Consider the following 17,128-nt stretch of genomic DNA (forward strand, 5'->3'; position numbering starts at 1 on the left):
CGCGCCTGCGCGAGCGAGCCCCCTTCCCTCCCCTAAACAAAACGGGCTGCCAGATGGCAGCCCGTTTTTTATCACGCTCGCGCGTTACGGCATGATTGAAGGCTGATCCGCGCCCTCTTTCTCTACCTTCTGCACCAGCATATGTTCGCGCTTCATGCCCAGCTTCAGCGCCAGCGCGGAAGAGACATAAATCGACGAAATGGTACCGATGGTGACGCCGATCAGCATCGTCAGCGAGAAGCCTTTCAGCAGCGCGCCGCCAAAGATGAACAGGATCAGGATCATCGCCAGCGTGGTCAGCGAGGTGATCAGGGTACGGCTCAGCGTCTGGGTCAGCGACACGTTGGTGATATCGTAAGAAGAGCCGCGACGGATCTTGCGGAAGTTCTCACGAATACGGTCGGACACCACGATTTTATCGTTGAGCGAGTAGCCGATCACCGACATCAGCGAGGCGACGATCGTCAGATCGATCTCGATATGCGCCAGCGACAGAATGCCGCAGGTGATGATCACGTCATGCGCCAGCGCCAGTACGGTGCCGAGCGCCAGACGCCACTCAAAACGGAAGCCGATATAGATCAGAATTGCAATCAGCGCCGACAGCAGCGCCATCGCGCCCGCCTGCGCCAGGTCGCTGCCCACGCTCGGGCCAACGAACTCAATGCGCTTCACCGTCGCGTTCTGCTGGGTGGTCTGATTGATGATGGTAATGATCTTGTTGCCCAGCTCCTGCCCAGCCGGGCCGTCCATGGGCGCCATGCGCACCATCACGTCACGGCTGCTGCCGAAGTTCTGCACGATAGGATCGGCATAACCCGCTTTTTCCAGCCCGTCACGCAGCGTATCCAGCTCTGCGGGTTTCTCCAGCGCGATCTCGATCACCGTACCGCCGGTAAAATCGAGACCCCAGTTGAAACCGCGCACTGAGACCATGGCGACAGACGCCACGATCAGCAGGCCGGAGATAATAAACGCCAGCGTGTCCCAGCGCATAAAGTCGACGACTTTACGCCCGTGGTTCAGCTGTTCAATATTGTATTCCTGTGCCACAACGCACTCCTCAGATAGACAGCTTGTTGATGCGTTTGCCGCCGTACACCAGGTTCACGATGGCGCGCGTTCCAACGATCGCGGTAAACATCGAGGTGGCGATACCAATAGCGGTGGTAATCGCAAAGCCTTTAATTGAACCCGTACCAACGGCATACAGGATGATGACCTTGATCAGCGTCGTTACGTTAGCGTCGACGATACTGGAGAAGGCGCCTTTATAACCTTCGTGAATCGCCTGCTGCACGGAACGTCCGTTTCTCAGCTCCTCCTTAATACGCTCGTTAATCAGTACGTTCGCATCCACCGCAACCGCCAGCGTCAGCACGATACCGGCGATACCCGGCATGGTAAGCGTGGCGCCCGGCAGCAGCGACATGATGCCGACAATCAGCACCAGGTTGCACAGCAGCGCGCTGGTGGCGATCAGGCCGAACTTCTTATAGAACACCACCATAAACAGAATGGAGGCGATCAGGCCCCACAGGCAGGCTTCAAGCCCCTGCGTGATATTCTGCGCGCCCATGGTCGGGCCGATGGTGCGCTCTTCCACAATCTGAATCGGCGCAATCAGCGCGCCCGCACGCAGCAGCAGCGAGAGCTGGCGCGCTTCGTTCGGGTTGTTGATGCCGGTGATGCGGAAGCTGTTGCCAAGGCGAGACTGGATATTGGCGACGTTAATCACCTCTTCCTGCTTCACCAGCACCGCGCGGCCGTTGGCGTCTTTCTTACCGCTGTCTTTATACTCCACAAACAGGGTCGCCATCGGCTTGCCGATATTGTCCTTGGTGAAGTTAGACATGATATTGCCGCCCGCGCCGTCCAGCGAGATATTCACCTGCGGCTGGTTGTACTCATCCATGCTGGACGTTGAGTCGGTGATATGGTCACCGGTCAGGATCACGCGCTTGTAGAGCACAACCGGCTGGCCTTCACGCGTCTGTTTCACTTCCGAGTCACCCGGCACGCGGCCGTTGGCGGCGGCAGTCGGATCGGCGGTGGTATTAACCAGACGGAACTCCAGGGTAGCGGTGGCGCCGAGGATCTCTTTGGCGCGCGCGGTATCCTGGATGCCCGGCAGTTCAACCACGATACGGTCAGTTCCCTGACGCTGCACCAGCGGTTCGGCGACGCCGAGCTGGTTAACGCGGTTACGCAGGATGGTGATGTTCTGCTGAACGGCGTACTCGCGCGCTTCGCTGAGGCGCGCATCGCTCATCACCGCACGCAGCGCGTCGCTGCCGCTGGAAGAGATCACCAGGTCGCGATGGCGAGCGGTCAGCCAGTTAATCGCCTCATCACGGCTGTTGCCGTCGCGGAAACGGATTTCCACGCCGTAGTTGGCGATTTTATTGACGTTGGTATAGGGGATATTCTTTTCGCGCAGGTCGCTGCGCAGGCTGTCGGCATTCTGCTCCTGCAGCTTGCCCAGCGCGGTGTCCATATCCACTTCCATCAGGAAGTGCACGCCGCCGCGCAGATCCAGACCGAGCTTCATCGGTTCAGCCGCCAGCAGGCTCAGCCAGCGCGGCGTAGCCGGCGCGAGGTTAAGCGCGACGACGTAGTTTTCGCCAAGCTTATTCATAATCGCTTCACGGGCGCGCAGCTGCACATCCGTATTAGCGAAGCGCGCCAGGATGGCGCCATTTTCCAGCGCGAGGGATTTGCTCTGGATATTCTCTTGTTTTAACAGGTTCTGAATCTGATCCAGCGTTTGCTCACTGGCGGCGGCGCCGCGCGCGCCAGTGACCTGAACAGCCGGATCCTCACCATAAAGGTTGGGAAGTGCATAGAGCAGGCCGACAAGAATGACGACGACCAGCATCACGTACTTCCACAAAGGATAACGATTTAACACGGCAGTTCCCTTAGGGAAGTAAATATTAGAGCGCCTTCATCGTACCTTTCGGCAGGACGGCAGCCACGAAATCACGTTTGATAACCACTTCGTTGGTCTCGTTCAGGGCGATAGAAACATAGCCCGTGTCGGAAACCTTGGTCACGCGGCCTACCAGGCCACCGCTGGTCAGCACTTCGTCACCTTTGGAGATAGATTCCATCAGCTTTTTGTGCTCTTTCGCACGCTTCTGCTGCGGACGCAGGATCATGAAGTAAAAAATCAGGCCAAACACCACCAGCATGATCACCAGAGAATACGGACTTCCCTGCGACGGTGCACCTGCGGCTGCCACAGCGTCAGAAATGAAAAAGCTCATTTAATTTCCCTCATTAATAGAATTATCAGACGTTTAACGGCGGAACCGCTTTGCCCGTCCGTTGGTAGAACTCGCTAACAAAGCGCTCCAATTTACCCTCTTCGATAGCCTGGCGTAAACCCGCCATCAGGCGCTGGTAGTAGCGCAGGTTATGAATGGTATTCAGGCGCGCGCCGAGTATTTCGTTACAGCGATCAAGATGATGCAAGTAGGCGCGGCTGTAATTGCGACAGGTGTAGCAATCACACTCCGCATCCAGCGGCGAGGTGTCGTCTTTATGCTTCGCGTTACGGATTTTCACCACGCCGTCGGTGACAAACAGATGGCCGTTGCGCGCGTTGCGCGTCGGCATCACGCAGTCGAACATATCTATGCCGCGACGTACGCCTTCCACCAGATCTTCCGGCTTGCCGACGCCCATCAGGTAACGAGGTTTATCGTGCGGGATCTGGGGACAAACGTGCTCCAGGATGCGATGCATGTCCTCTTTCGGCTCACCCACCGCCAGGCCGCCCACAGCGTACCCATCAAAGCCAATCTCTACCAGACCTTTGACCGAGACATCACGTAAATCTTCGTAAACAGAACCCTGGATAATGCCGAACAGCGCGTTCTTGTTGCCCAGGCTGTCGAAGCGGTCGCGGCTGCGTTTTGCCCAGCGCAGCGACATCTCCATAGAGCGTTTCGCGTAGTCCCAGTCCGCCGGGTATGGCGTACACTCATCGAAGATCATCACGATGTCCGATCCCAGATCGAACTGAATCTCCATCGACTTTTCAGGATCGAGGAAGATCGGATCGCCGTTGATCGGGTTACGGAAGTGCACGCCCGCTTCGGTGATCTTACGAATATCGCCGAGGCTGAAGACCTGGAAGCCGCCGGAGTCGGTCAGGATCGGGCCTTTCCACTGCATAAAGTCGTGCAGGTCGCCGTGCAGCTTCATGATCTCCTGGCCGGGACGCAGCCAGAGATGAAAGGTATTGCCGAGAATAATCTGCGCGCCGGTCTCCTGTACCTCTTCCGGCGTCATGCCTTTAACCGTACCGTAGGTGCCCACCGGCATAAACGCCGGGGTTTCCACCACGCCGCGATCGAAAATCAGACGGCCACGGCGCGCGCGCCCGTCGGTAGTGTCGAGTTCAAACTTCACAAAGCCTCCATCAGAGAAACAGTCTGATGCGATGGTTAAACAAGCAGTTTACGGCGCAGCCATAAACCGGACGTCATCAGGCGCCGACTTTCTCGTGCGGCGCCTGCGGATTCTTAGTAATAAACATGGCGTCGCCATAGCTAAAGAAGCGATAGGCTTCGGCGACGGCAGCCCGATAGGCCGCCATAGTATGCTGATACCCGGCGAACGCCGACACCAGCATAATCAGGGTGGATTCCGGCAGGTGGAAATTGGTGATCAGCGCGTCGATCACCTGATATTCGTAGCCCGGATAGATAAAAATCTGCGTGTCGTCGAAGAAGGGCGCAATCAGCGCCTCTTTGCTCGCCTGCGCGGCGCTCTCCAGCGAGCGCACCGACGTGGTGCCAACGGCGACCACTTTATTGCCGCGCGCTTTGCACGCCAGCACCGCGTCAACCACCTCCTGCGGCACCTCAGCATATTCGGAATGCATCACATGCTCTTCAATGCTGTCGACGCGCACCGGCTGGAAGGTTCCCGCACCAACGTGCAGCGTGACGAACGCCATCTCTACGCCCTTCTCGCGTAGCGCGGCCAGCAAAGGCTCGTCGAAATGCAGACCGGCGGTCGGTGCCGCCACCGCGCCAGGACGCGCGCTGTAGACGGTCTGGTAAAGCTCGCGGTCCGCCTCTTCATCAGGACGATCGATATAGGGCGGCAGCGGCATATGGCCGACGCTGTTGAGGATATCCAGCACCGCGCGGTCGTCTTCGAAGGCGATCTCAAACAGCGTATCGTGGCGCGCCACCATGGTTGCTTTAACGCTTTCGTCATCGCCAAGCAGCAGCTGCGCGCCGGGCTTAGGCGCTTTGGAGGCGCGTACGTGCGCCAGCACGCGCTTATCGTCCAGCATGCGCTCCACCAGCATTTCGATTTTGCCGCCGCTCGCTTTACGGCCATAGACGCGCGCCGGGATCACCCGCGTATTGTTGAACACCAGCAGATCGCCGGGATTCAGCTTCTCCAGCACGTCGGTAAACACCCCGTGTGTCAGCTGCCCGCTCGGACCGTCCAGCGACAGCAAGCGACAACCGCTACGCTGCGCCTGCGGATAGTGGGCGATTAAAGATTCAGGCAACTCAAAAGCAAAATCGGCGACACGCATGGCTAACTTCTTACTCAGGCATAAAAACAGGCGGCACAGTTTAGCGGAAAAGCGGCCAATTCTGAACAACTGGCTGCGCGTTCGCACTTCTGGCTATAATGCGGCATGAACTTTCTTGCTCATCTTCACCTCGCTCACCTCGCCGAAAGCTCGCTGCTCGGCAACCTGCTGGCGGATTTCGTGCGCGGAAATCCGCACGAACTGTGGCCGACGCCGGTCGCTGACGGCATTCTGATGCACCGCCGACTGGATGCGATGACCGACGCGCTGCCTGAAGTGCAGGAAGCGCGCCCGCTGTTTCGTCCGCAGACGCGTCGCGTCGCGCCCATTACGCTTGACGTGGTCTGGGATCACTTTCTCGCCCGCCACTGGGACCAGATCTGCCCCGACATGACGCTGACCGCCTTCTCGCGCTTTGCCGAACAGCGCGTCGTGCCGCAGCTGGCGGGCACGCCGGAAAGCTTCCAGGCGCTGAACGCGGTGATGTGGCGCGAACGCTGGTTTGAGCACTATGCCGAGCCGACGCGCATGGCGCGCGTGCTCAACGGCATGGCTCAGCGGCGGCCGCGCCTCGCCGCGCTGCGCGACTCTTATCAGGACTTCACCGATCACTACGCCCTGCTGGAAACGCTGTTTTTCCGCTTCTATCCGCGCCTGATGACGCTGGCGCGCAGCAAAACGCTCTGATCTTTTCCCGACTTGCCAGCACTTCGCATTTCCGGCTTAATGAAACCCTGCTTAACAATAGCGCGCTCCCGGCGCGTTATTTCCGGCCCGTGATCGATTCAGCCTGTGATAAATGATAAGAGGGAAAGGATGTCATCCGCTTCGCAAACCGAAACAGACGCACGTTACCACTATGCCTGTGAAATCGCCCGCGCGGCGGCCAGCCGCGCCTATGCATGGTATCAGCAGCGCCAGCAGCTGGTGGTGGAACACAAGCGGGATTTACAGGATGTTGTCAGCGAGGCGGATCGCAACGTTGAAGATCTGATTAAAACCCTTATCGCCGAACGTTTCCCGGACGATGCGGTGCTGGGTGAAGAGAGCGGCGGCGACGTCGAAGGCGCCCGCTGGGTATGGGTCGTCGACCCTATTGACGGCACCGCCTGCTTCCTCAACGGCCTGCATAACTGGTGCGTCTCGCTTGCCGTACTGTGCGACGGCGAAGCGCTAATCGGCGTCGTCTGCGATCCAAACCATCAGGAGCTGTTTCACGCCCGCGCGGGTCGCGGCGCCTGGGTCAACGAGACGCGTTTGCAGGCGCATGGCGCGCAGCACCTCAGCGAGGGCGTGCTGGGGTTAAGCAACTCCAGCCGCGCGTCGACGGCTCAAACCGCCGGTTTCATTCAGGCCCTGCTTGAACAGGGCGGCATGTTCGTACGCATCGGCTCCGGCGCGCTCACCACCGCTTGGGCGGCCGCGGGACGTCTGATCGGCTACTACGAAGCGCATATGAATCCCTGGGACAGCCTGCCGGGTATCGTGCTGATGCGCGAAGCGGGCGGCGTTACCAACGACTATCTGGCCAACAACGGCCTGAAAAACGGTAATCCGGTGCTGCTCGCTAACCCGGCCATCTATGCGCAAGTCAACGCGTTGCTCGGCGCTGCTGCCGTTAAGCAAGCATAATCGCGCCTTCGTCTGAGACGCGGCTGGCTGGCCGCGTCGTTACCCTGCCCCGTCACGCGTTAATTCCGCCATTATCTCACTGTAACGCCTCTTATCTGTCGCGCATTTATCCATAACCTTCCCTACACCATTTTTTTAGCGCCATTACGGACTTTTCTATATTCACCCTCCGCATGATTTCATCGCCTTTTTTTCGCTTAACATAGTGGCGTCAATCATCCCTTTATCATTATTTATTTTGTTATTTGCTTATTTCGGCGACTGGATTCGCCGATTTCTTTATGGGCTGCGCCAGCGCATCAGCGGTATTCACTACCTTTGCCGATACTCGGGGAACCCAATAATGAAAACCCATTTACCCACAGATTATCGCGCGGATATTGATGGCCTGCGCGCCATCGCGATCCTGATGGTTGTGCTGTTCCACGCCGGCGTCAGCACGCTGCCGGGCGGCTATACGGGCGTCGATATTGCCTTTGTTATTTCAGGCTTTCTTATCGGCTCTATTCTCAGCCGTGACATCGCCTCCGGCCAGTTTTCACTCTTTCAGTTCGCTGTGCGACGTATTCGACGCATTGCACCTGCCCTGATGACCATGCTGTTCAGCCTGCTCTTTATCGGCTATTTCCTGCTCTCGCCGCTGGAATATAGCCAGCTGGCGAAATACAGCTTTGCCCTGTTTCTCTCGGTGCCCAATATTATTCTGCTAAAAGGCGCGGATTATTTCAGCGCCCCGGCAGATTTAAATCCGCTGCTGACAACCTGGTCGCTCGGCATTGAAGAGCAGTTCTATATTGCGCTGCCGATCATAATGCTGCTAGCGGCCAGAGCGCGCATCCCGATGTTCGTTGCGGTGGCGCTGCTGAGTCTGTTGTCGCTGGCGGGCTGCATCTGGCTGACGCCGCAAGAAAGCTCGCAGGCCTTCTATCTGCTGCCGACGCGCGGCTGGGAGCTGGGCGCCGGGGTGCTGCTGGCGCTGTGGAAGCCGAAACCCGTCGGCGGCGGCTGGGCCAGCCTCTTTACCCTCGCCGGGCTGGCGCTCATCGCCTTCTGCGCCCTGAGGCTGAATAAAAGCGACGCGTTTCCCGGCTATCAGGCGCTGTTGCCGGTGCTGGGGGCGTGCCTGATTATTATGGCGCGCGGCGCGCTCAGCCGTCTGGCGCTGGAAAACGCGCCGATGCGCTTTATCGGCAAACTCTCCTACTCCTGGTATCTGTGGCACTGGCCGCTGCTGGCGCTGGCGCGTATCTGCAGCGACGGACCGGTCAGCGTCAACCAGGGGCTGAGCATCAGCGCGATGGCGCTGGGGATCGCCTGGCTGACCTGGCGCTATGTTGAACAGCCCTTTCGCCGCCCGGCCAGCGCGCCGCGCCTCGTCATTCCTGCCTACAGCCTGATCTCGCTCGCCGCTGCCGCCGCGATGGTGGGCGTATGGAGCAGCGGCGGTCTCCCCTGGCGCGTTAACGACAAAGTGATCAGCGGCGAAACCTACAAAATTGACGCCCAGGCGAATCCCTGCCTGCTTGATACCGGCCCTAATCTGCCCTCGACGGATAAACGCTGTCAGCCGCAGACCTCGCGTCCCGGCATCGCGCTGGCAGGCGACAGCCATGCAGCGGCGATGCGCAGCGCCGTGGCACGCTACGCAGAAGCGCAGCATAAGCCGCTCTACCAGTTCACTAAAGTCGCCTGTCCGCTGCTGGCGGCGGGCGTTACGCGCGCGCTTTACCAGCAGCCGGCGCACGCCAGCCAGTGCGCGGCGTTCAATGAGGCGGTAATGAAAGAATTATTAAGCGACCGCATCGATGAGGTCGTGATCGCCGCCTCCTGGGCGTCAGGTATCGAAACCCTGCCCGGCGCTGGCTACCGCGATCTCACTCATCCCGATAAAGACAACCTCAGCGCCCTGAGCCAGGGCATGGGTGGGGTCATTGCCCAGCTGCGCCAGGCGGGCAAAAAAGTGGTGCTGATTGAGGAAGCGCCATCGCTCTCTCTCGACCCTCTGCGCTACAGCAACAACCGCAATATGCCGCTGCGCCGCGAACTGAGCCAGTGGCTAAGCGACTGGAAACCTCTGCCGACGCAGAACGCGCGTACCAGGCTCTATTCACTGCCAGAAGCGGATTTGACGCGGCTGCTGCGCAGCTATGAGCAGCGCGACGTGCGCGTGGTGTCGTTACAGGAGAATCTTTGCAATCGCAGCGGCTGTCTGGTGACCTGGCAGGGTCTGCCGCTCTATTACGACGATAACCATCTGAGCCCGCAGGGGGTGGAAATTGCGCTGGGCAGTCGCTGGTAGGTGGGCTGACAGAGAAGTCATAACGCTCCGAGCGCCAGAAAGGTTAAGGGGGGCATCACCCCCCTCTGATTATGCAGTCTTGCGTACCAGCTTATAGCCCGCCAGCAGCAGCACAATCCACACCACACCCACATAGAGCGAAATGCGCGTATCCGGGAAGTAGCCGATCAGCGCGATGATAAAGCCCAGGAACAACACGCCGAACAGTGATGTCCAGATGCCGCCCGGTACGGCAAACCGCAGCTTGCTCGCCGCCTCTTTGCCAATCTTACGGCGGAAGGCGATCTGCGACAGCAGGATCATAATCCACACCCAGACGGTGGCGAAGGTCGCCAGCGAGGCGATAACCAGAAAGACCTTTTCCGGCATCAGATAGTTGAGATAGACCGCTACCAGCATCGCTGCCATCATTACGACCACCGTTACCCAGGGAATGCCGCGCGCTGAGACCTTCATAAAGACTTTCGGCGCATGGCCCTGCTGCGCCATACCGTGCAGCATGCGGCCTACGCCGAACACGTCGCTGTTAATTGCCGACAGCGAGGCCGTCAACACCACGAAATTCAGGATAGAAGCGGCCGCCGCGATCCCCAGATGCTGGAAGGTCAGCACGAAAGGCGAGCCGCTGGTACCGACCTGATTCCACGGATAGATAGACATAATCACAAACAGGGTGCCGACGTAAAACACCAGAATACGCATCGGCACCGAGTTAATCGCGCGCGGAATCGACTGCGCCGGATCTTTGGCTTCGCCAGCGGTGATGCCGATAATTTCAATACCACCGTAGGCGAACATCACCATTTGCAGCGACAGCAGCATGCCGACCACGCCGTGTGCAAAGAAGCCGCCGTTGCTCCACAGGTTATGAATACCGGTCGGCTGGCCGCCGTTGCCGATACCCCAGAAAATCATGGCGAAACCGGCAATAATCATCACGACAATGGTGGCGACCTTAAAGAAAGAGAACCAGAACTCAACTTCGCCAAACACCTTCACGCTCATCAGATTGACGGCGCCGATAATCAGCACCACGCTCAGCACCCATATCCAGTGCGGCACGTCCGGGAACCAGACGCCCATATAGATGCCGAAGGCGGTAACGTCGGCAATGGCAACGATCAGGATTTCAAAGCAGTAGGTCCAGCCGGTGATGTAGCCCGCCAGCGGCCCAAGATAATCCTGCGCATAGCGCGAGAAAGAGCTGGCCTGCGGGTTGTTCACCGACATCTCGCCGAGGGCGCGCATGATGATATACGCCACCGCGCCGCCGATAATATAGGCGAGCAGCACGCTTGGTCCCGCCATTTTGATGGCATCCGCCGACCCGTAGAACAGTCCGGTGCCAATCGCCGATCCCAGCGCCATAAAACGGATGTGGCGCGTGCTCAGTCCGCGTTTGAGCTTGTTGGTTTCTTGCATAACAACCTGTACCTGTGAAAAGAAAAACCACGGGCAAGCCCGTGGTCGGAGAAAACAGCAGTGGCGGTTACGAGTGAACGCTAACCTGCTCGCGTCCTTTCACGCGATCCACAATCGCCGCAATCAGCAGCATCACCAGCGCGGGCGGCAGCCAGGCGAGTCCCTGGTCCGCCAGCGGCAGCTGCTGGCAGAACGCGGGCAGCATATCTTTAAAGCTGGTGGTTTTCACCCCGTCGATGATGCCGAAGATCAGGCTGACCAGCATGGTCGGCGCAATCAGGCGGCTGCTCTTGTTCCACCAGTTAAGGGTGAAACTCAGCACAACCAGCACAATGCAGGGCGGATAGATCGCCGTCAGCACCGGAATCGAAATCTGAATCAGATGGCTCAGGCCGAGGTTCGACACCACCATCGAGAACAGCCCCAGAATAAAGACCAGTGCTTTATACGACAACGGCAGGTGTTGCGCAAAAAATTCCGCACAGGCGCAGGTCAGGCCGACCGCCGTCACCATGCAGGCGACGAAAATCAGCGCCGCAAGGAAGAAGCTGCCCATGCCGCCGAAGGTTTGCTGCACGTAAGCGTGCAGGATCGCCGCGCCGTTCGCGCTCTGCGCCACCAGCGCGCCGCTGCCGTTGCCGAGCTTAAACAGGCTGAGGTAGACCAGCGTCAGGCCGACGCCCGCGATAAGTCCCGCCATCACGGTGTAGCGCGTCAGCAGGCTGGCGCTCTCAACGCCGCGCGAACGCGCCGCATTAACGATAACGATGCCGAACACCAGCGCGCCAAGGGTATCCATAGTGAGATAACCGTTAACGAAGCCGCTGGAGAAGGCAGCACGCTGATAATCTTCGGTGGCAGGCGCGATGGTACCTGCCGGCCAGATCAGCGCCGCAACGCCGAGCACCGTCAGCGCCACGATTTTCAGCGGCGCAAGGAAGTGGCCCACGGTATCCAGCAGCTTACCCGGATAGAGCGAAATGGCGATCACCAGCGCAAAGTAGATAAGGCTGTAAATGAACAGCGGCAGCGCGCCGTCGCCGGTCAGCGGAGCGATGCCCACTTCAAATGAGACGGTCGCAGTACGCGGCGTGGCGAACAGCGGGCCAACTGCCAGATAGCAGACGGTCGCCAGCACCAGGCCTGCGGCCTTGCCGATAGGTGAACTGAGCGCGTCAATGCCGCCGCCGACGCGCGCCAGCGCGATAACGGTCATGACCGGCAGGCCAACAGCGGTGAGCAGGAAACCAATGGCGGCGGTCCAGACGTGTTCGCCTGACTGAATACCGACCATCGGCGGGAAAATAATGTTACCCGCGCCAACAAACAGGGCGAACGTCATGAAGCCCAGCGCGAGGATATCCTTCGAGGTTAAGCGGTGTGTCATACAACTGTATAGCCTGTTACGAGTGTTGCGGTGGAAGTTGGGTTTCTGTTGTCCCCAAACCGCGCAATGACAACGATTTAGCGCACGATGCCAGAGCATTGTGCTTGCTGTAATCGAATCGCGCAGGTGATTTAAGCTGCTTTTGTTCTGTTCACAAGGGGGATGATGCGACAACGGCCGTTAGTAGAACGTTTATAGCGAAGAAAGGCAATACGGGATCGGAAAACCGGGAGCTTATGGCGGAAAACAGGATAAAAGTAGTGGAAACCGCGGTTATATCACCACAGGGCATCAGATGATGTGCTTATTTTTACCGCAGCGCGTGAGAAATTTCAGCATTGGCGCCCGTTGCTATGCACAAAAGGCGCGTATTACGCGCCTGTTTGCACAATTTTGCAGCGTTACCACACCTGACCGGCGATATCGACCACCAGGCGGATCTTCGCCCACTGCTGCTCTTCGCTCAGGCTGTTGCCCTCTTCGGTCGAGGCGAAGCCACACTGCGGGCTAAGGCAGATCTGATCCAGGCTGACAAACTTCGCCGCTTCCTGCAGGCGTGCTTTCACCTGCTCCGGATCTTCCAGCTCGCCGTTTTTAGTGGTCACCAGACCCAGCACCACTTTCTGATGGCCCGGCTTGATAAAGCGCAGTGGCTCAAAGCCGCCGGAGCGCTCGTTATCATACTCCAGGAAGAAAGCGTCGATATTCACGCCGCCGAACAGGATCTCCGCTACCGGCTCATAGCCGCCTTCGGAAATCCAGGTGGAGCGGAAATTGCCGCGACAGACATGCAGGCCCACGGTCAGATCGGCAGGCTTGCCCTCCAGCGCCTTGTTAAGCACGCGGGCATAGGTATGCGCCAGCTGCTCAGGATCGTCGCCGCGCTCGCGGATCTGACGCTTCTGATCTTCCGAACAGAGATAGGCCCAGACGGTATCATCCAGCTGCAGATAGCGGCAGCCCGCATCGTAAAAGGCTTTAATCGCCGTTTTATAGGTTTCGGCCAGATCGTCGAAGTAGTCCGCCAGATCGGGATAAACGGTCTCGTCGATCACCTTACGACCGCCGCGGAAGTGCAGCACGCTCGGGCTGGGAATGGTCATCTTCGGCACCGCATTGCCTGCGATACTTTGCAGGAAACGGAAATGCTGCAGCATCGGGTGATCGCGAAAGCCCAGCTTGCCCACCACGCGCACGCCGTGTGCTTTAGTCTGCACGCCGTTAAACTGAATGCCCTGCTCAGCTTCGAACAGCTCAACGCCCTCCAGCCCGCCGAAAAAGTCAAAGTGCCACCAGGCGCGGCGAAACTCACCGTCGGTCACCACCTGCAAACCGTTGGCGATCTGCTTAGTGACGACGTCGCGAATCGCTTCGTCTTCGACACGGGTCAGCTCGGTTTTATCGATCTGCCCAGCGGCATATTGCTCGCGCGCATTTTTAATCGCGGCGGGACGCAGGAAGCTGCCGACGGTATCGGCGCGGAAGGGGGCGGTCTGTACGGTCATCTTCACTCCTGGCACCCTGACCGTTAATTACGGCAGGGAATAATTACGCTAAGTTATGTGCAGCCATCTGGATGGCTAAACGTCTGGAAACAGAGTGACATGAGCGCGGTTCATCTGCAACAGAAGAAATTTCAGCGGTGATGAAAAAAATTCATGTTAGCGTTCACTGCGCCTCAATCGCCGCCAGCGCCTGCGCGCGCTGCGCCGCCGATAATGGCAGATAGCCCGCCTCGCTGACTCGCTGCTGCCCCTGCGGCGAGAGCACCTGATGCAAAAAGGCATTCACCAGCGGCGGCAAGGGTTTGCCAGGAGGTTTATTAACGTAGATATAGAGCGGACGCGCCCAGGGATAGCGCCCGCTGCGGATAGAGTCGGCGTCCGGTGCGACCGCCGCGCCCTGCCCATCGACCACGGCGAGCATTTTCACGCCGCTGAGATGAAAGCCGAAGCTGGCGTAGCCGATGCTGCGCGGATTGGCGGCGACCGCCTGTACCACGGCCGCCGAGCCGGGAAACTCCGCCACGTCAGAACGAAAGTCGCCGTTGCACAGCGCCTGCTGTTTAAAGAAACCCCAGGTCCCGGAAGCGGAATTGCGCCCGTAGCGCTGGATCGGTCGGCGCGCCCAGTCGGGCTGGCGCTCGCCCATCTCGCCCCAGCGCGTTGGCACCTGAGTCGCGCCGCACAGGCGCGTCACGGAAAAAATAGCGTCCAGCTGGCGCATATCGATCTGCGTCAGCGGGTTGCGCTGATTGACCACCACCACCAGCGCGTCGAGCGCCACCGGTACGGCGAGAGGCGCATAGCCGTAGCGCGCCTGAAAGGTTTGTCGCTCTTCCGCCTGCATGGGACGGCTCATCGGGCCTAGCTGCGCGGCGCCCGCCGCCAGCGCGGTCGGCGCGGTGGAAGAGCCGGAGGCCTGCACCTGCAAATTTACGCCCGGCGCCAGCGCGCTGAAATCCTCGCTCCACAGCATCATCAGCGTGCCCAGCGTGTCTGAGCCGACGCTGCTGAGGTTGCCGGTCAGCATTTCGGGCTGCGGCGCCGCCAGCGTTATCGCGGGCATAAAAAGTGAAAGCAACAGCAGCAAGGCGCGCATGAAAGATTCCATTAACGGTTAATGGACGGCATTCTCCTGCAATCCCGCGCTGACGATCAACCTCGACGGCAGCGTAAAGGTAAAACAGGTCTCTTTATCGGGAATGCTGGTGATCTCCAGCCGCGCGTTATGGTGGCTGAGGGCGTGCTTGACGATCGCCAGCCCCAGCCCGCTGCCGCCGGTGGCGCGCGAGCGCGCCTTATCCACGCGGTAGAAGCGCTCCGTCAGGCGCGGCAGATGCTCAGCCGGAATGCCTGGCCCGTTGTCGCACACCTTAAACTGTGCGCCCTGCCGGTTGCGCAGCCAGCTGATGTCGATGCGGGTGCCTTCCGGCGTATGGTTCACCGCGTTATAGACCAGGTTAGAGATGGCGCTGCGCAGCTGATCGTCATCGCCGAGCACCTTGAGATGCGGGTCGGTATGAAAATGGATCTCGTGGCGACCGCTGCTTAACGTCTCCGCTTCGCGCTGCAGCAGATGCAGCATCATCGGCACGTCCACCGTCTCTTTCATATCAATCGCCGGTGCGGCCTCGATACGTGACAGCGTCAGCAGCTGACGCACCAGGCTGTCCATCCGGCGCGTCTGCTCCTGCATAGTCTGCAGCGCCTTGCCGCGCGAGCGCTCGTTCATTACCGAGTCGTTCATCATCTCCAGATAGCCCTGCAGCACCGTCAGCGGCGTGCGCAGCTCGTGGCTGACGTTGGCGAAAAAGTTGCGGCGCGCGCCCTCCAGCTGGTGCATCTGCGTGACGTCACGCGCCACCATCAGCCACTGCCCTTCGCTATAGGGCATAACGCGGAACTCCATATGGTGCTGGTTATTCAGGATTAAGGTGAGCGGCTTATTGAAATCGCGCTGGCGGATATAGCGGGAGAATTCGGGATAGCGCAGCAGGTTAAGGATGTTCTGCCCGTTATCTTCCGGCCAGCGCAAGCCAAGATGCTGCTGCGCCAGCCCGTTGCACCAGAAAATGGTGCCCTCTTCCGTGGTCAGCACCACCGCGTCGGGCAGCGTCTCGGCGCCGCTGCGAAAGCGCTTAATCAGATTGCCCAGCTCGCGCCGCCGCCGCCGGTTGCGCAGCTGCATCTGATAAAGGCCGTAAAACAGCGGCTCCCAGCTCGCCTGGCCCGTTGGAGGCGTCATGGTGCGATCCACCCACAGCCAGTGCGACAGGCGCATCAGATTGTGAAAGTGCCACAGCAGCACCGCCAGCGCGCTAATCAGCAGTAGCCAGGGCAGATAACCGAAAATCAGCCCGATAATCAGCGCGGGCAGAGACGCCAGCGCCAGCTCAGAGAGCAATCTCTTCCAGGAGAGTCGTTCCAGCACGGTTAAGACTCCGTTTAGTAGCGGGCGGAGAAACGATACCCCGTACCGCGAACGGTTTGAACCATGCGGTCATGGCCGGAAACTTCCAGCGCCTTACGTAAGCGGCGGATATGCACGTCAACGGTGCGATCCTCTACGTACACATTGGTGCCCCAGACGTGGTTCAGCAGCTGTTCGCGGCTGTAGACGCGCTCTGGATGCGTCATAAAGAAGTGCAGCAGTTTATATTCGGTCGGCCCCATTTCCAGCGGCGTTGACTCCGACATCACGCGGTGCGACGAAGGGTCCAGACTCAGGCCCTGCATCTCAATCACCTCTTCCACCGCCATCGGCGAAATACGGCGCATCACCGCCTTGATACGCGCCATCAGCTCTTTCGGCGAGAAAGGCTTGGTGATGTAGTCGTCTGCGCCCACTTCCAGACCGCGTACGCGATCTTCCTCTTCGCCGCGCGCCGTCAGCATCATCACCGGAATATCGCGGGTCAGCGCTTCGCGCTTAAGATGTTTAATAAACTGAATACCGCTGCCGCCCGGCAACATCCAGTCCAGCAGAATCAAATCTGGCCAGGGCTCAATCAGTTTCCCTACCGCGCTGTCATAATCCTCGGCCTCGATGGGCTGGTAGTCGTTCTGCTCCAGAACGAAGCACAACATTTCACGGATAGGGGCTTCATCTTCCACAACCAAAATGCGCTTAGCCATTGTAACTCCTGCTGATGTGACCGCTGTCACCGTTATATGCGGCGCCATTATGCGTCAGATTTATGACACTTTTATGAAAAACATAGCCGCTTAATCAGCGCTTTAACACTGCTTTATGACAGCCGGCGCGGCTTTTTTCGCTTTTGCGCCATAGCCGGTATAATCGTCCGGCAAACCGTTACGGC

The 17,128-nt window shown here is 59.0% G+C and carries 14 protein-coding genes; 3 read left to right on the forward strand and 11 right to left on the reverse strand.

The annotated features are described in order from the left end of the window. Positions 1-84: 84 nt before the first annotated feature. The 5 genes from secF to queA form a co-directional block, all read right to left on the reverse strand. Positions 85-1,053, reverse strand: a complete 969-nt coding sequence (gene secF, locus B3797_RS18070) for a protein translocase subunit SecF (protein WP_120451262.1) — start codon at positions 1,051-1,053, stop codon at positions 85-87. A gap of 10 nt (positions 1,054-1,063) precedes the next feature. Further along, on the reverse strand, positions 1,064-2,911 hold the full coding sequence (gene secD, locus B3797_RS18075) for a protein translocase subunit SecD (protein ID WP_311791801.1): 1,848 nt from the start codon (positions 2,909-2,911) through the stop codon (positions 1,064-1,066). A gap of 25 nt (positions 2,912-2,936) precedes the next feature. Beyond that, positions 2,937-3,269 carry a preprotein translocase subunit YajC gene (gene yajC, locus B3797_RS18080; RefSeq protein ID WP_120451260.1) on the reverse strand — a complete coding sequence of 111 codons (333 nt, stop codon included), beginning with the start codon at positions 3,267-3,269 and terminating at the stop codon, positions 2,937-2,939. Positions 3,270-3,294: 25 nt separating this feature from the next. Next, complete coding sequence (gene tgt, locus B3797_RS18085; protein ID WP_311782108.1) at positions 3,295-4,419, reverse strand: tRNA guanosine(34) transglycosylase Tgt; 1,125 nt, start codon at positions 4,417-4,419, stop codon at positions 3,295-3,297. A 76-nt stretch (positions 4,420-4,495) separates the two neighbouring features. Then, complete coding sequence (queA, locus tag B3797_RS18090; RefSeq protein WP_311791802.1) at positions 4,496-5,566, reverse strand: tRNA preQ1(34) S-adenosylmethionine ribosyltransferase-isomerase QueA; 1,071 nt, start codon at positions 5,564-5,566, stop codon at positions 4,496-4,498. Positions 5,567-5,671: 105 nt separating this feature from the next. Here queA and B3797_RS18095 point away from each other — a divergent pair, with 105 nt between their 5' ends. The 3 genes from B3797_RS18095 to B3797_RS18105 all read left to right on the forward strand — a co-directional run bounded on the left by B3797_RS18095 (position 5,672) and on the right by B3797_RS18105 (position 9,497). After that, positions 5,672-6,253 carry an ACP phosphodiesterase gene (locus B3797_RS18095; protein ID WP_311782110.1) on the forward strand — a complete coding sequence of 194 codons (582 nt, stop codon included), beginning with the start codon at positions 5,672-5,674 and terminating at the stop codon, positions 6,251-6,253. Between the two features lie 129 nt (positions 6,254-6,382). Next, entirely contained in the window at positions 6,383-7,198 is an 816-nt protein-coding gene (locus B3797_RS18100) for an inositol monophosphatase family protein (RefSeq protein ID WP_311791803.1), read from the forward strand. 343 nt (positions 7,199-7,541) lie between these two features. Then, positions 7,542-9,497, forward strand: coding sequence for an acyltransferase family protein (locus B3797_RS18105; protein ID WP_311791804.1), 1,956 nt, complete (start codon positions 7,542-7,544; stop codon positions 9,495-9,497). A 69-nt stretch (positions 9,498-9,566) separates the two neighbouring features. Here B3797_RS18105 and proY read toward each other — a convergent pair whose 3' ends face one another. The 6 genes from proY to phoB form a co-directional block, all read right to left on the reverse strand. Continuing rightward, positions 9,567-10,919, reverse strand: a complete 1,353-nt coding sequence (gene proY / locus B3797_RS18110; RefSeq protein ID WP_311791805.1) for a proline-specific permease ProY — start codon at positions 10,917-10,919, stop codon at positions 9,567-9,569. Positions 10,920-10,986: 67 nt separating this feature from the next. Then, on the reverse strand, positions 10,987-12,306 hold the full coding sequence (gene brnQ / locus B3797_RS18115) for a branched-chain amino acid transporter carrier protein BrnQ (RefSeq protein ID WP_311782114.1): 1,320 nt from the start codon (positions 12,304-12,306) through the stop codon (positions 10,987-10,989). Between the two features lie 401 nt (positions 12,307-12,707). Next, positions 12,708-13,811 carry a cobalamin-independent methionine synthase II family protein gene (locus B3797_RS18120; protein ID WP_311791806.1) on the reverse strand — a complete coding sequence of 368 codons (1,104 nt, stop codon included), beginning with the start codon at positions 13,809-13,811 and terminating at the stop codon, positions 12,708-12,710. Between the two features lie 163 nt (positions 13,812-13,974). Further along, positions 13,975-14,907, reverse strand: a complete 933-nt coding sequence (locus B3797_RS18125) for a phosphate ABC transporter substrate-binding protein PstS family protein (protein ID WP_311791807.1) — start codon at positions 14,905-14,907, stop codon at positions 13,975-13,977. Positions 14,908-14,925: 18 nt separating this feature from the next. After that, a complete protein-coding gene (gene phoR / locus B3797_RS18130) occupies positions 14,926-16,239 on the reverse strand; it encodes a phosphate regulon sensor histidine kinase PhoR (RefSeq protein ID WP_120451251.1) in 1,314 nt (437 codons plus the stop codon). A gap of 14 nt (positions 16,240-16,253) precedes the next feature. Beyond that, positions 16,254-16,943 (reverse strand): phosphate response regulator transcription factor PhoB, encoded by a 690-nt coding sequence (gene phoB, locus B3797_RS18135; protein WP_033788773.1) that lies wholly within the window; start codon positions 16,941-16,943, stop codon positions 16,254-16,256. Positions 16,944-17,128: the final 185 nt, after the last annotated feature.

Origin of the sequence: Pantoea sp. UBA5923, from assembly GCF_002431095.1 — a bacterium.
GTDB classification, from domain to species: domain Bacteria; phylum Pseudomonadota; class Gammaproteobacteria; order Enterobacterales; family Enterobacteriaceae; genus Pantoea; species Pantoea piersonii.

Coding starts and splice junctions, on each gene's coding strand:
- yajC (WP_120451260.1), bottom strand. CDS start 3,269: ATGAGCTTTTTCATTTCTGACGCTGTGGCAGCCGCAGGTGCACCGTCG.
- queA (WP_311791802.1), bottom strand. CDS start 5,566: ATGCGTGTCGCCGATTTTGCTTTTGAGTTGCCTGAATCTTTAATCGCC.
- B3797_RS18095 (WP_311782110.1), top strand. CDS start 5,672: ATGAACTTTCTTGCTCATCTTCACCTCGCTCACCTCGCCGAAAGCTCG.
- B3797_RS18100 (WP_311791803.1), top strand. CDS start 6,383: ATGTCATCCGCTTCGCAAACCGAAACAGACGCACGTTACCACTATGCC.
- B3797_RS18105 (WP_311791804.1), top strand. CDS start 7,542: ATGAAAACCCATTTACCCACAGATTATCGCGCGGATATTGATGGCCTG.
- proY (WP_311791805.1), bottom strand. CDS start 10,919: ATGCAAGAAACCAACAAGCTCAAACGCGGACTGAGCACGCGCCACATC.
- brnQ (WP_311782114.1), bottom strand. CDS start 12,306: ATGACACACCGCTTAACCTCGAAGGATATCCTCGCGCTGGGCTTCATG.
- B3797_RS18120 (WP_311791806.1), bottom strand. CDS start 13,811: ATGACCGTACAGACCGCCCCCTTCCGCGCCGATACCGTCGGCAGCTTC.
- B3797_RS18125 (WP_311791807.1), bottom strand. CDS start 14,907: ATGCGCGCCTTGCTGCTGTTGCTTTCACTTTTTATGCCCGCGATAACG.
- phoB (WP_033788773.1), bottom strand. CDS start 16,943: ATGGCTAAGCGCATTTTGGTTGTGGAAGATGAAGCCCCTATCCGTGAA.